The sequence below is a fragment of the Waltera sp. genome (assembly GCF_046969025.1).
Taxonomy (GTDB): Bacteria; Bacillota; Clostridia; order Lachnospirales; family Lachnospiraceae; genus Acetatifactor; species Acetatifactor acetigignens.
The window spans coordinates 66987-82345 of the sequence record NZ_JBKVQF010000006.1 but is presented as its reverse complement, the minus strand read 5'-3'; the positions used below and the strand labels follow the sequence as shown (position 1 = coordinate 82345).

Below are 15359 nucleotides of genomic sequence, written 5' to 3'. Positions count from 1 at the left end.
CTATAATAGAACTGATAAAAGTTCGGGAGGGATAGAAATGACAGGATCGGCAGCACCGAAGGATCCGGAAAAGGCAAGACCTTTTTTCTATATATTAAAAGACAAAGATATTTTTGGAGAACGGCAAAAGGACGGAACCGGAATCCAGTTTATCTATGAAAGCGACGGACGGCTGATCAACAGTGCACAGATCACGGGAAATGTTACGGATAAGGAAGAACTGACACTTCTGGAGACAGTAGAGGGATTTGGCAGACTGGTACATAGTATCGGCGTAAGCGTGGAGACGGACCGGCCGGAAGAAACCGCAGAATTTGTATTTCAGATGTATGGGAAAAAGGACCTGTACGGAGGTGGAACGAATCTTACGACTTCTCTTAAGTGTGACGGCATGGAACATAGAATCTATCTGTCGGATTACAGGTGGACAGAGGATGATCATGTGCCGGGACAGATTAAAATTCTGTTTGCAGCGCCGGAGCGGATGGGAAAAGTCAGTGTAAGACTCTTCCTAAATGACGGATACGAAGCACCTCCGGAGGAAGAGGATCTGTTTATAGATATGCATTCGGAAGAATACTGCGGCATGATCAGCCGCTCTCTGTTGCAGCTGGGGAATCCTTATCGTATCCGTAAGGCTATTGAAAAATCTAAGGCAGGAAAAGAGGTAACGCTTGCCTATATCGGTGGATCTATCACGCAGGGAGCCGGAGCTATACCAATCCATACGGAATGCTATGCATATAAGTCCTTTCAACTGTTTCAGAATCGTTTTTCGACACAGAACAATGTCAGGTTTATCAAAGCCGGAGTCGGCGGAACACCTTCAGAACTGGGAATGATCCGGTTTGACCGGGATGTGCTCAGGGAAGGGGAACGACCGGATATTGTGGTTATTGAATTTGCAGTAAACGATGAGGGAGATGAGACAAAGGGTGTCTGTTATGAAAGCCTGGTGCGGAAAGTGTTGAAACTGCCATGGAAGCCGGCAGTGGTTCTCCTGTTTTCGGTATTTGCAAATGATTGGAATTTACAGGAGCGGTTAAGGCCGGTGGGGGATCTTTATGATCTTCCCATGGTGAGCATCCTCAATGCGGTCACTCCACAGTTTTCATTAAAGTGCGGCGAGGGAAGAATTTTATCTAAAAATCAGTTTTTTTATGATATGTTTCATCCCAATAATACCGGACATACCATTATGGCGGACTGCCTGCAATATCTGTTTGAGCGTTGTGATGCAGCAGAACCTGCAAGAGTTGGGACTTTTGTGGAAGGAATGACGGAGGAACAGATCCTGTCGGAAAAGCTTTTCGGACCGGCAGTGATCGGTGCTGATTTTGAAAGAATTTTTTTGCTTGATAAGAAGAACCGTTATGTAGGAGCCAAAATCCGGACGGGTAGTTTTACTTCCACAGATATAGAATTGCAGAGTGTGGAAATGGACGGAAGCCTTACACAGACACCGGAATTTCCGTATAACTGGATGTATGATGGAAGCAGACCGCAGATGCCGGGATTTGAAATGGAGATTACCTGCAAGTCACTGTTTCTTATATTTAAGGATTCCGGAGAAATGGATGTGGGGAAGGCCGATGTATTTGTAAATGATGTATATTGTATGACGGCGGATCCCCATAAGAACAATTGGCTGCATTGTAATGCTGTATTACTGTTTTGGGAGACAGAAAGCAGATCCCATAAAGTACGGATTACAGTGACAGAGGAAGACCAGAATAAAAAATTTACAATCTTAGGATTTGGATACACAATATAGAACAGAGTGAGGAAAACAAAATGGTTACAGCAAAGAATCCAATTTTATCCGGTTTCTATCCGGATCCATCCATATGCAGGGCAGGAGAGGACTATTACATTGTGAATTCCAGTTTTGTGTATGCACCGGGAGTTCCAATTTTCCACAGCAGAGATCTGGCGCACTGGGAGCAGATCGGGAATATTCTTGACAGACCGGAACAACTTCCGGTGAAGGGAAGTGAAATATCACAGGGGATTTATGCACCAACGATCCGCTTCCATGATGGATTGTTTTACATGATCACTACCAATGTAAGCTACGGAGGCAATTTCATTGTAACGGCAAAAGATCCAGCAGGACCGTGGTCGGATCCTTATTATCTCGGCGAAGATGCTCCGGGGATCGATCCCAGTCTTTTCTTCGATGATGACGGGAAATGCTATTACTGTGGTACACGACCGAATCCGGAAGGAGTCCGCTATAACGGAGACTGGGAAATCTGGGTGCAGGAACTGGATCTTCGGCAGATGAAGCTTGTGGGAGAAAGCATGGCAATCTGGAAAGGGGCTGTAAAAGGAGTTATCTGGCCGGAGGGACCGCACCTTTATAAGATCGACGGTTACTATTATCTGATGCATGCAGAAGGAGGAACCGGACCGGAGCACAGCATCAGCATTGCCAGAAGTAAAAAGCTGTTCCAGTGGTTCGAGGGCTGCCCCAGAAACCCGATCTTCACCCACAGGAATCTGGGGAAAAACTATCCTGTGATCTACGCAGGACACGGAGATCTGGTGGAGGATGGTAAGGGGAACTGGTACGTGGTAATGCTGGCATCCAGACCTTGTGAAGGACACAGCAGCATGGGAAGAGAGACTTTTCTGGCGAAAGTCACATGGGAAAATGGATGGCCGGTGATTGCAGAAGGCGTCGGGCATCTGGAAGATACATTGGAACTGCCCACAAAGGAATACCGTTTTCCAGAGGAAGTAAGCAGTACTTCCGATCATATCAGTTTCTGGGAGAAAAAACCGGACAAACGGCTGGTAAGTGTAGAAGAAATCTGTGAAGAAAACTATTCGCTGAGTCACCGTCCGGGGATGCTGCGGCTCTATGCAAAAAAGGAAAAAATATCTGACTGCAATCATTGTTCCTATTTCGGAATCCGTCAGAAAAATTATGCATTCTATGCAGAGACTGGGATGGAATTTGAACCGAAGCAGGAATGTGAGACAGCGGGAATGGTGTTGTACCAGAATCATGAAAATCATCTGCGCATGGAGATCCGGAAAAGGGCTGACGAGAATTATTTTGTTGTGACAGCCTGTATCCATGGGGAAGAGAGAATCCTTACCGAAAAGCCGGTAGGAGAAGGTAGACAATTCTTTAAAATACGAATGCATTGCGACAGGCAGAAGGCACGGATATGGCTTTTTCGGGATGGCAGGGAGATGCTGATTGCTGAGGATATCAGTCTGCTTCCTTATACCACGGAGGAAGCAGGGGGATTTGTGGGATGTACGATAGGAATGTACGCATCTGCCAATGGACAGGAAAGCAGTAACTATGCTGATTTTGCCTGGTTTGTGCAGAATGCCGTATAAAAATGTATTGCGGGCAGATCGTAGATGTCCTATAATAAAGAAGAGCAGGCTACAGAAACGTCTGCTCTTTTTCACATAAATGAGGAGAGGATCTTATGGGGAAGGCATTACATAAGCTGGGGCTTTGGATGGATGATTTCACCATCAAAAAAAAGTTTTATATTTTCTATGTTGTCTGTGTGTTGATTCCCCTGATTGTAACAGACAGTGTTGTGTTCCTGACGACTGCAAAATTTGACAGAGAGCGCAGGGAGCATGAGATGTCTAATATTGCCAGTGCGGTGGAATACAGTCTGAGCAGTATGATCGGAAATGCCGGGGAGATAGGCAACAGTATTTATACCAATCGCGATTTTGAAGAGTTCTTATCCAAAAGATACACTAATTCTGCAGAATATGTGGCGGCATATCAGAATTTCCTGAGCGGGACGTTATTGGAAAATGCACTGGGAATGAACAGTATGATATTTACCCTGTATACGGATAACGATACCATTGTAAACGGAGGAAGGGTCAATACGCTGGATAAGCTCAGGAATACAGAGAGCTATCTGCAGCTGAACGAAGAGGCGAAAAGCAAAGGGCTCTTTTTTGTCTATGATGACAGCAGTTCCAGAATCACAAGGGAGCGGCGCATCATTTATCTACAGCGGCTGGATTTCTATGATGCAGAGACAGAAAAGTACTTAAAAATCGAGTTTGATTATGGCAGTATGGTGCGCATCATTAAAAACATGAACTATGATAATGAGGTTCTGATCTGTGAAGGAGATCGGATCCTCCTTTCCAATGGACAATACGGCAGCTACGGCAGCGAGTTTCAGCGGCTGGATAACGCAACAATAAGAGAAGCCTATGAACATACCATCAGTCTGTATGGTACGGATCTTACGATTTATGTAAAGCCGGTAGAGAACAGTTTTCTTACAAGCATCCGGAACGAACTTCCCATCATATTGCTGCTCCTTGTGGCGAACGTTATTTTTCCCTTCTGGTTCGTTCAGATCTTCAACCGTTCCTTTACAAAAAGGATTACGGAACTGAGCAGGGTATTCAAATCGGTAGACAGTGATCATCTTATTCCCATGCCCTGTGAAGACGGTAAAGATGAGATCAGCAGTATGATACGAAATTATAATCGCATGGTGGAACGTACCAATGGACTGATCGAGACTGTATATAAGAATAAGATCCGTGAGCAGGAGATACTGGTGGGAAGAAAAAATGCGGAACTTCTGGCATTACACAGCCAGATCAATCCTCACTTTTTGTTTAATGTACTGGAAAGCATCCGGATGCACAGCATTCTGAAAAAAGAAAACGAGACAGCCGACATGGTGTCCAAACTTGCGGTGATGCAGAGACAGTATGTGGAATGGGGCAATGATTCCGTGAGTATCTTCCAGGAGATTGAATTTGTGAAAGCTTATCTGGCGCTTCAAAAGTATCGTTTCGGAGAACGGCTGAATTATGACATTGAAGTAGACAGAGAATGTGAAAACTTCAAGATACCCAAGCTTACGATTGTAACCTTTGTAGAAAATGCCTGTGTGCATGGCATTGAAAGCAAATCCAGCCCGGGATGGATATTTGTAAGGATAGGCCGTCAGGAAGAAGGGCTGGAGATAGAAATTGAAGATACCGGAAGCGGTATGGCGGAGGCCAAACTTACAGAGCTACAGAACAACATGTGCAATGCCAGCATTGAGATGCTCAAGGGCGGCGGAAGAGTAGGGATTATCAACGCCTGTGTCAGATTGAAAATGGTAACGGAAAACAGAGTGGAATTCCGTGTAGAAGGAGAAGAAGGAGTGGGAACCACGGTTACGATACGGATTCCCTGTTTGCAGGAGGGTAAAACAGATGCTGAAAGTATTGTTAGTAGATGACGAGCCGTTTATTTTACAGGGATTGAAACTTTTAGTAGATTGGGAGAAGGAAGGCTTTCGGGTTGCGGGAACAGCGGCAAATGGGATGGAAGCACTGGCTTTTTTGAAGAAGGAAAAGGTAGATCTGGTTATTGCCGATATTAAAATGCCTCGGATGACAGGACTGGAACTGTTGGAACACATCCGTAAAGAGAAAATTTCAGATGCCTATTTTGTTATACTGAGCGGATATGCGGAATTTAGTTTTGCACAACAGGCAATACAGAATGACTGCACGGATTACCTGCTGAAGCCGGTAGACAGCGAGATTCTGTGCAAGGTACTGAATAAGGTTCTTGCCCTGCACAACAGAGAGGAACTGGATCATGAAAAGAACCGGAAGCTGGAGCAGGCTTATCTGGCGAGAAATATGATCGCATTGATCCAGGGGAAGTTTGATGACCTGAATGCCAGATATATACATGAACACATGAGGTGTGGAATCGGTGTGAGATATGTGGAAATCCAGATGGAAGAAGTCTGTGATGAAGAGGGAACGACAGATCGGGAAATGCGGACATTACAGAGGCGGCTGTATGAATACAGCAGGGAATACCTGAAAGAAGATGCAGATCTGTGTGTGTTTGATGTCTCTGTCAATGAGAAAATCTACGATATCGGACTGATTTTGTTTGACTATGTTCCGGAAAAAAACGGGATGGATGTAAAACGGTATCTGGAACGGTTTCGGGAATATCTTGCATCAAATTTACAGACAAATGTGGTGATGCTGGCAGGAAAAAAAGTGCAGGATATCAACAGTATCGCAAAGTCTTACGGCAATACCTGTATGCTTCGTTCTTTTCAGGGGTTCCGGACAAAGAAGGATATCTATTTCTATGAGGAGGAGGTCCAGGTATCTCCGGAAGGACTGATCCTGTGTAAGCAGAGCCTGGATGGCCTGCTGAAGGCAATCGAACAGAACAATCATCTGGAAATCCGGGAGGCGGTGGCTTTCTTTTATGAAGAAATGTGTAAACGCGGTATTTGTGGGGAGACGATGACCCTGAATATTAATTATCTGTTGTTTCAGCTGATCCACTTAGCCTGTGAACAGGATGATGACGTGAACCAGGAGGAAATCTTAAGGGTCATCAGTGAGAGCAGCTTTGCGACCGGGGTAAAGCGCGGAAGTAAGGCACATCTGACCAGATTTGCCTGCGAATATGCGGATTATCTGTCACAGCTGCGGAAGAATGTATCCAGAGGAATTCTGGGTATGGTGGAAAAAGAGATCCGGGAAAATTACGCTTCAAATATTACACTGAAAAGCCTGAGTGAGAAATATTATGTCAACAGTGCTTATCTGGGTCAGCTTTTCCGGAAAAAGTACGGACAATCCTTTAAAGACTACCTGAACAATTACCGGATGGAGCAGGCTGCGGATGCCTTGTTGCGTACCGATAAAAAGATCGTTCAGATCGCAGAAGATGTGGGCTACCATGATCTGGATTATTTTACGAACCGTTTTATTCAGATCAAGGGCTGCACTCCCGCAAGATTCCGTAAAAAGATGCAACAGGGAGAGTAAGAGAATAAAAGACAGGGGAAATTACAGGACTACCTATAATTTCCCCTGTCTTTTGCTATAGTTCCTCTGATTGTTAGTTCCTCTCAAAAAGGTAAAATAGATTTATCGAAAGGGAGGTAGTTACAACATGAACAAAAAGAGACTTGTAAGCATGTTACTTGTGTCAGCAATGACAGCGGCACTGTTCACCGGATGTGGCAGTGACGGAAACCAGACATCCGGAGACAGTACAACGAGCGCAGGAACCAACAGTACCACAGAAGAAGCAGGTATCAAAGAGTTCACCGCATTTTTTGGGGTAGCGGGATCTGAGATCAATGACGACAATGAAGTGCAGCAGCTGATCGCAGAGAAGGTAGGCGCCAGAGTAAAAGAGACCTGGCTGACCGGACAGACTGCAGATGAAGCTGTGGGTACCATGATCGCCGGTGGTGAGTATCCGGACTTCATTGAGGGACAGACTGGAACCAAACAGCTGTATGATGCAGGAGCATTGGTAGCGCTGGATGATTATCTGGATGATTATCCTAATATCAAGAATCTGTTTACTGATCTGGAGTGGGAGAAGCTTCGTCAGGAAGACGGCCACATTTACTGGATCCCTCAGTTCAGCTGCATCAAGAACGAAGAGAAGGTATGTACACATAATGATGAAGCATTCTGGATTCAGGCAAGAGTTCTGAAATGGGCAGACTATCCCGAGATCCGGACCATGGATCAGTATTTTGATCTGATCGAAAAGTATAATGCAGCAAATCCTACTATGGAAGACGGAACAGCCAATATTCCTTATACCATTCTCTGTGATGACTGGAGATACTTCTGTCTGGAGAACGCACCTCAGTTCCTGGATGGTTATCCTAATGACGGAAGCTGTATGGTAGATCCTGAGACGCTGACGGTACTGGATTACAACACTTCCGATACCGCAGTAAAGTATTTCAGTAAATTAAATGAAGAATACAAGAAAGGCATTGTAGACCCCGAGTCCTTTACCCAGTCTTATGATGAGTATATTTCCAAACTTTCTACAGGACGTGTCCTGGGTATGATCGATCAATGGTGGGATTTCGCTTACACAGCAGGCGATGCCATCAAGCAGGCAGGACTGGATGCACAGGGATGCGATTACATTCCTCTGCCGATCACAATTGATGAAAGCGTAAAGAACCAGTGGCATAATGCCGGTGGCGCATTCAACTCCGGAAGCGGACTTGCCATTACTGTAAGCTGTAAGGATGTTCCCGGCGCACTGAAGCTGATCAATGATCTGCTGGATCAGGATATCCATAACCTTCGTTTCTGGGGTGTGGAAGGTGTTGACTATGAAGTAGATGAGAACGGTGAATTCTACAGAACACCGGAGCAGAGAACGCAGGCTTCCGATACAGAGTATAAGGCATCCCATATGTGCTCTTATTCTTATTTCCCTCAGTACAACGGAACCAGTGATGATGGTATCAATGCAAACAAGCCAGATGGCCAGGCGAGGGAATTCTTCGATGGATTAAACGACGATGTGAAGGAAGCATTCCAGGCATACGGTGCGGAGACTTACGTGGAAATGCTGGGCACCAACGAAGCACCCGGTGAATGGTATCCTATGTGGTCCTTCTCCAATAACTTCAATACCAGCACACCCGGTGGTATGGCATGGACCAAGATCGGTGAAGTAAAGCATGAGTATCTTCCTCAGGTAGTTATGGCAGCTGATTTCGACAAAGCATGGGCGGATTATATGGATGCATATAATGCCTGCAAGCCGGAAGATTTTATCAGTGAATTACAGGCAGAACTGGACAGCAGAATGGAACTGGCAGCAAAGTTCAAATAAAAACATATAAATGAAATTTGAGAATGGGCAGATGCAGGTAAAATTTCATCTGCCCGTTTTTTAAGGAGCGAGGATATGTCGTTAACGAGAACAAAATCGAAACAAAAAGTAAAACAAACCAGAACACCTATCACATGGAAAGAAATCAAAAGGCAAAAAGTTCTGCTTTTCTGGGCAGGAGTAATGATGATCTATGGAGTGATTTTTTACTATCTTCCCTTAGCCGGATGGACGATGGCATTCCAGAATTATAAGCCGCAGTTGGGAATCCTGCACTCCGAATTCGTGGGACTTCAGAAGTTTCAGATGTTATTCTCGGATGTGACATTCCTGCGGGTCATCAGGAACACACTGGCCATGGGCGTGATCAACCTTGTGGCAACTTTCGTTACCGCAATTGTATTTGCAATTCTATTGAATGAAATCAAGAGTAATGGTGGGAAAAAGACAGTACAGACGATCTCTTATCTGCCACATTTTCTTTCCTGGATCATCGTAACCGGTATCCTGCATGATATGTTGTCTGGTACCGGAATTGTAAATGAAGTATTGGTAAATCTGCATGTGCTCAGCCAGCCGATCAATTTCTTTGCCCATCCTGGGTACTTCTGGCCGATTGTAGCATTTGCAAATGTCTGGAAGGAGACAGGATGGAATGCCATTATTTATCTGGCGGCCATCACATCCATTGACCCTTCCCTGTATGAAGCTGCTGCCATTGATGGCGCAGGAAGATGGAATAAAATTAAATATGTTACTCTTCCGGGAATCAAACCGACCATCGTAATTTTATTGCTGATGAATGTGGGTAATGTATTAAATGCAGGATTTGAAATTCAGTATCTGTTAGGAAACGGATTGATACAGAAGTTCTCCCAGACGATTGATATTTATGTATTGAAATGGGGCATCAGCCAGGGAGATTATGCAATAGGTACAGCCGCAGGTATTTTCAAGAGCCTGGTAAGTATCATCCTGATCGTTCTGGCCAATCAGTTTGCAAAACATAACGGCGAAGAGCAGTTATTCTAAAACAGAAAGAGATGGTAATTACAATGATAGATACAAAGTATAAGATCAAATCCAAAAAAAATGACATTTTTCCGTTCATAAACGGCATCATCATGGTCCTGTTTGTGATCGTAACGTTATATCCGGTGCTGAATACTCTGGCAATCTCTTTGAATGATGGTACGGATGCCCTGCGGGGAGGAATCTACCTGTGGCCGAGAAAATTCACCTGGAAAAACTATACGACGGTTTTACATAAAGATAATCTGATCACAGGCGCTTATATCACAGTTGCCAGAACACTGATCGGAACCCTGTTGTCTCTGGCAGCCAATGCGATCCTTGCTTTTATTGTCAGCCGCAAAAGATTCCTGTTCCAGAGAGAGGTTTCCCTGTTCTGGGTCATCACCATGTATGTAAACGGTGGAATGATCCCGACATTCCTTTTATATAAGGGGCTGGGGCTTACCAACAACTTCTGGGTATATGTGATCCCTGGAATGGTAAGCGCATTTAACATGCTGGTAATCCGTACTTATATGAACGGAATCCCTGACAGCTTGGAAGAATCTGCACAGCTGGACGGTGCCGGTTACAGCACTATTTTTCTTAAGATCTATTCTCCGCTGTGTAAGCCGGTTTATGCCACAGTAGCCCTGTTTGTGGCGGTAGGACAGTGGAACTCCTGGTTTGATGCCATGCTTTACAATCGCATGAGCAGTAATCTGACCACATTGCAGTATGAATTGATGAAGCTGTTATCCTCCGTAACCAATCAGGGAACTTCAGCGGAGGCAATGAAGAATGCCGCAGGAACCGTAACACCGACTTCCGTGCGTGCAGCGGCAACGATCATTACCATGCTGCCCATTATCTGTATTTATCCTTTCTTACAGAAGTACTTTGTAGCCGGACTTACTTTGGGTGGCGTCAAAGAATAAAAATCGGAGAACGAGCAAATGGCAGGAGCATATCAGACTGGAATTTATCGAAATGTATTGAAAGAGTGCGGTTATGATGAGACCGTAATCGGGGAAAGACTGGAACAGACCTTTGAAACCATATTTTACGGAACGGAGGCAGAACGTTTTTATCATGAGGCAGGCGGTGATATGGCGTATCTGGAGGATACCGGCAATCATGATGTACGCACAGAGGGAATGTCCTACGGCATGATGGTCTGTGTCCAGATGGATAAGAAGGCAGAATTCGACCGCCTTTGGAAGTGGGTGCGGACTTATATGTATATTCCGGCAGGACCCTGCCGCAACTATTTTGCCTGGTCCTGCAGCACGGATGGAACGCACAATGCAGAGGGACCGGCACCGGACGGAGAAGAGTATTTTGCCATGGCATTGTTTTTTGCATCTGCCCGCTGGGGGGACGGAGAAGGTATTTTTGCTTACAGCAAAGAGGCAAAAGCAATCCTGCGGGAATGTATTCACAAAGGGGAGCCTGGACATCCGGGAGAACCTATGTGGGAGCCTTCCAATCATCTGATCAAATTTGTCACAAACATGGATTTTTCTGACCCCTCATATCATCTGCCTCATTTTTATGAGTTGTTTGCGGAGAAGGTGGAGGAAGAAGACCGGGAATTCTGGAGACAGGCTGCGGCAGCCAGCAGAGAATATCTGCATAAGGCATGTCATCCACAAACCGGTCTCAGCGCAGAATACGCAGACTATGACGGGACACCCCATGCTGGGCATCAGGAGATCTTCGGAAAGCATGACTGGTACTACAGTGATGCATACCGCACCATAGCCAACATTGCTATGGATCATCTCTGGTATGACAAAGATCCGTGGCAGACGGAGATCGCAAACCGGCTGCAGAGATTTTACTGTGAAGAGCAGAGAGAACACTGGGACGGTGTGTTCCTGATTGATGGAACAAGACTGGAAGAGAAGGCACTGCATCCGGTTGCCATTGTAGCAGTCAATGCACAGGCATCACTGGCAGCAGACGGTCCTCATATAAAGGAATGCGTAGATCGCTTCTGGAATACTCCGCTCCGCACCGGGGACAGACGATATTATGATAATTTCCTGTACCTGTTTGCCATGCTGGCACTTTCGGGAAATTACAGAATTTACAAATAAAGAGAGTGGCACATGATTGGCACGGACCGCAGCGGAGCTGAGAAGTGGGAGTGCGTACCACGGAGCAAGTAAAGCTGTCCGTGGAACATGCCGATGTGGCAGTAATGTGCCTTGGACTGGATGCAACCATAGAGGGAGAACAGGGCGATGCCAAGAATGAATATGCCAGCGGAGACAAACTGGGATTAAATCTGCCGGGACTTCAGGAAGAACTTCTGGAAACTGTTGCAGCGATGGGAAAACCGGTGGCGGTTCTGTTAATGGCAGGAAGCGCCATAGATCTGCCATGGGCGGAACACAACCCGAATGTGAAAGCCATCGTGGATTGCTGGTATCCGGGAGCCAGAGGTGGTAAGGTAATTGCCGAAATGCTGTTTGGAGAATTTTCCCCCTCCGGGAAACTGCCGGTGAGATTTTATCATGGAACAGAAAATCTTCCGGTGTGGAATATTAGGGATGACTATGAAAGAAGAGAAGATATACCGGCAGGAAGCAGTGGTGCCGGATCGGGGACTGCCCTTTAAGCTATTCCGTTTCGAAGGTGCAGACGGAAAATATATATGTGAGGCGCATCAACATAGCAGTGTTGAAATATTTGCCTTGCGGGAGGGAAAGGTAGATTTTTATCTCGGCGATAAAAAATATGTCCTTCCGGCAGGAAAGTTTATAATTGTGAACAGCAATGAAGTGCATTCCATTCATACATCGGGACGAAATGAGGCAATTGTTTTACAGATCCCAATGGAAAAACAGATAATGCGGTTTTCCGGTGAAAAAAAGGAAGAGGATGGAAAACTTTTTGCATTACTTGAGAAAATGTACAGACAGCAGATCAGAAAAGAGTACGGCTATGAACTGTTGATGCAGAGTATCTTTTATCAGCTGAAATATCTTCTGGTAACCGCTTATCGGATACCTGAGGAAAAGAAGGATTATTATCCGGGGAATACTCAGTCAGGACATCTTGAAAGAATTACTGGATACCTTCGGGAACATTATGCAGAAGAAATTTCACTGGAAACCCTGGCAGCAACATTTGGATATTGCCCTACTTACTTGTCGAAAATGTTCCGTCAGTATGGCAGAATCAACTATAAAGATTATCTGCGGAGCATCCGGTTTGAACATGCATTGCGGGAACTGGAGGAAACGGATCTGACCATAGGCGAAATTGCATTAAAGAACGGTTTCCCCAACAGTCAGGCTTTTTCCAGACTGTTCCGGGAGAAATACGGTATTCTGCCAACAGAGTATCAGAGAAGACAAAAAGAAAATGACAGCGCAGCTTTTCTAATGATTCAGATCCAAGCAGAAAGTTCCTTACTCGGCAGATTATGATACCTGTGTGGCAGAGGCAAGAAAGGATTTTCAGGAGAACGCCAGACCGTATTAAGCCTATATAGCTAATAATCAGAAAAAAATTTATGGAGGAATTTATGAACAGACAAGAGGCAGTCAGACGAGCTACTGAATTGGTGGAGCAGATGAGCGTAGAGGAACTGGCTTCACAGCTGCGCTTTGACGCAGATGAAATTCCACATCTGGATATTCCGGAGTATAACTGGTGGAATGAGGGCCTGCATGGTGTTGCAAGAGCGGGTACAGCAACTGTTTTTCCACAGGCAATCGGGCTTGGAGCAACTTTTGATGAAGAACTGCTGGAGCGGATAGGAGTTGCCGTTTCTACGGAGGCGAGAGCCAAATATAATGAAAATGAAAAACATGAAGACCGTGATATTTATAAAGGAATTACACTTTGGTCGCCCAATGTCAATCTCTTCCGGGATCCCCGCTGGGGGCGTGGACATGAGACTTATGGAGAAGACCCGACACTGATTGCAATACTGGGTGTTGCATATATCAAAGGTCTGCAGGGAGAGGGAGAATATCTGCGCACGGCAGCGTGTGCCAAGCATTTTGCAGTACATTCCGGCCCGGAGGAAAAACGTCACTATTTTGATGCAAAGGTTAGCATGAAAGAACTTTGGGAAACGTATCTTCCGCAGTTTGAGGCCTGTGTCAGGGAAGGAAAAGTCGAAGCGGTTATGGGCGCATATAACAGAACCAATGGTGAACCATGCTGTGCTCATAGTTATCTGATGGTGGAGGTTTTGAGAAAACAGTGGGGATTTCAGGGACATTATGTTTCAGACTGCTGGGCTATCCGTGATTTTCATGAACACCATAAGGTGACAGACAGACCGGAGGAAAGCGTCAGACTGGCTTTGGAGATGGGCTGCGATGTTAATTGCGGATGTACTTATCAGAAAATCCTGAATGCCTATGAAGAGGGGCTTATTTCCAAAGAACTACTGCAGAAATCAGCCATTCGTTTATTTACGACCAGATTCTTGCTGGGAATGTTTGATGAGACAGAATATGATCATATTCCGTATGAAGTTGTTGAATGTAGGGAACATATTGAGCTTTCCATAGAGGCAGCATGCAAGAGTGTCGTATTGTTAAAAAATGATGGTATTTTACCCTTAAATAAAAAGAAACTTAAAACAATCGGAGTCATTGGTCCCAATGCCAATTCCAGAGAAGCCCTGATCGGCAATTATCATGGGACGGCTTCAAGGTATGTTACTGTACTGGAAGGTATTCAGGACTATGTAGGCGATGATGTCAGGGTACTTTATTCAGAAGGCTGCCATTTGTTTTTAGATCAGGTAGAAAAACTGGCAAGAGAGGATGACCGTATCTCTGAGGCAATGACAGTTGCAGAACATTCGGATCTTGTTATTCTGTGTCTGGGACTGGACGAAAGTCTTGAAGGAGAAGAGGGCGATACAGGCAATGCATATGCATCCGGAGACAAGCAGGGGCTGATGCTTCCGCCTTCACAGCAGAGGCTTTTGGAAATCGTGGCAGAAATGGGAGTTCCGTTTATTGTATGTATGATGGCAGGAAGTGCTATGGATTTGAACCTGGCAGATAACAGGGCGAATGCAGTTCTTCAGACATGGTATCCGGGAGCAAGAGGTGGAAAGGCAGTTGCAGATATACTCTTTGGAGAAATATCACCTTCGGGTAAATTGCCGGTTACCATTTACCGCAATTTACAGGGGATGCCGGATTTTGATGACTATTCCATGAAGAACAGGACATATCGCTTTGTGGAAAAAGCTCCGCTTTATCCATTCGGTTATGGGCTGAATTATGCTGATACACTAGTTACGAGGGCGGAATTGACGGAAGATGTGGTATATGCACAGACGGAAGAACAGAGTGTAGGTGTTGAAGTAACCGTTGCAAATCACGGAGATGTTTTTACAGAGGATGTATTGCAGGTCTATGTACAGGTTGAGGATATCAACGAAGTGCCCAATCCTAAACTTGCCGTGTTTAAGCGCGTGGAACTTGCACCGGGAGAAGAAAAGATGGTGACACTGGAAATTCCGAGGAGGGCATTTACCGTTGTAGATGAAGAAGGTAAATTTGTACATACCGGTAGGGGAGCAGATATTTATGTTGGCTTTGGACAGCCGGATGAACGGACGAAGGAACTGACCGGCAAGAAGTGTCTGAAGATTCATATATAATGATGCCAGGGTCAAAAGGTCTAAGCCCACATGAGCTTGCTCATAGGT

General features: G+C 45.3%; 11 protein-coding genes. All 11 read left to right on the top strand.

Translation table 11 applies throughout. The features are described from left to right. The first annotated feature begins 37 nt into the window (after positions 1-37). The 11 genes from ACLTOH_RS04680 to ACLTOH_RS04630 all read left to right on the top strand — a co-directional run bounded on the left by ACLTOH_RS04680 (position 38) and on the right by ACLTOH_RS04630 (position 15311). Positions 38-1774: an SGNH/GDSL hydrolase family protein gene (locus ACLTOH_RS04680; RefSeq protein ID WP_022313626.1), complete on the top strand. Its 1737-nt coding sequence runs from the start codon at positions 38-40 to the stop codon at positions 1772-1774. A 20-nt stretch (positions 1775-1794) separates the two neighbouring features. After that, positions 1795-3357, top strand: coding sequence for a glycoside hydrolase family 43 protein (locus ACLTOH_RS04675; RefSeq protein ID WP_412223475.1), 1563 nt, complete (start codon positions 1795-1797; stop codon positions 3355-3357). 95 nt (positions 3358-3452) lie between these two features. Beyond that, a complete protein-coding gene (locus ACLTOH_RS04670; RefSeq protein WP_022313628.1) occupies positions 3453-5246 on the top strand; it encodes a sensor histidine kinase in 1794 nt (597 codons plus the stop codon). After that, positions 5221-6816 (top strand): response regulator transcription factor, encoded by a 1596-nt coding sequence (locus ACLTOH_RS04665; RefSeq protein WP_412223474.1) that lies wholly within the window; start codon positions 5221-5223, stop codon positions 6814-6816. The genes ACLTOH_RS04670 and ACLTOH_RS04665 overlap by 26 nt, the downstream gene beginning before the upstream one ends. Before the next feature lie 127 nt (positions 6817-6943). Continuing rightward, the gene (locus tag ACLTOH_RS04660; protein WP_412124160.1) at positions 6944-8650 is read left to right on the top strand and encodes a sugar ABC transporter substrate-binding protein; all 1707 of its coding nucleotides are present in this window, start codon (positions 6944-6946) and stop codon (positions 8648-8650) included. 75 nt (positions 8651-8725) lie between these two features. Then, positions 8726-9682: an ABC transporter permease gene (locus ACLTOH_RS04655; protein WP_118537156.1), complete on the top strand. Its 957-nt coding sequence runs from the start codon at positions 8726-8728 to the stop codon at positions 9680-9682. Between the two features lie 23 nt (positions 9683-9705). Further along, positions 9706-10602: a carbohydrate ABC transporter permease gene (locus ACLTOH_RS04650; protein ID WP_022313632.1), complete on the top strand. Its 897-nt coding sequence runs from the start codon at positions 9706-9708 to the stop codon at positions 10600-10602. Positions 10603-10620: 18 nt separating this feature from the next. Then, positions 10621-11766 (top strand): glycosyl hydrolase family 8, encoded by a 1146-nt coding sequence (locus ACLTOH_RS04645; RefSeq protein WP_337762981.1) that lies wholly within the window; start codon positions 10621-10623, stop codon positions 11764-11766. Positions 11767-11810: 44 nt separating this feature from the next. Further along, positions 11811-12290, top strand: coding sequence for a glycoside hydrolase family 3 C-terminal domain-containing protein (locus ACLTOH_RS04640; protein ID WP_337762980.1), 480 nt, complete (start codon positions 11811-11813; stop codon positions 12288-12290). Further along, on the top strand, positions 12223-13104 hold the full coding sequence (locus ACLTOH_RS04635; protein ID WP_337762979.1) for an AraC family transcriptional regulator: 882 nt from the start codon (positions 12223-12225) through the stop codon (positions 13102-13104). Before ACLTOH_RS04640 ends, ACLTOH_RS04635 begins: the two co-directional genes overlap by 68 nt. A 98-nt stretch (positions 13105-13202) precedes the next feature. Further along, a complete protein-coding gene (locus ACLTOH_RS04630) occupies positions 13203-15311 on the top strand; it encodes a glycoside hydrolase family 3 C-terminal domain-containing protein (protein ID WP_262593248.1) in 2109 nt (702 codons plus the stop codon). The last annotated feature ends 48 nt before the right edge of the window (positions 15312-15359 follow it).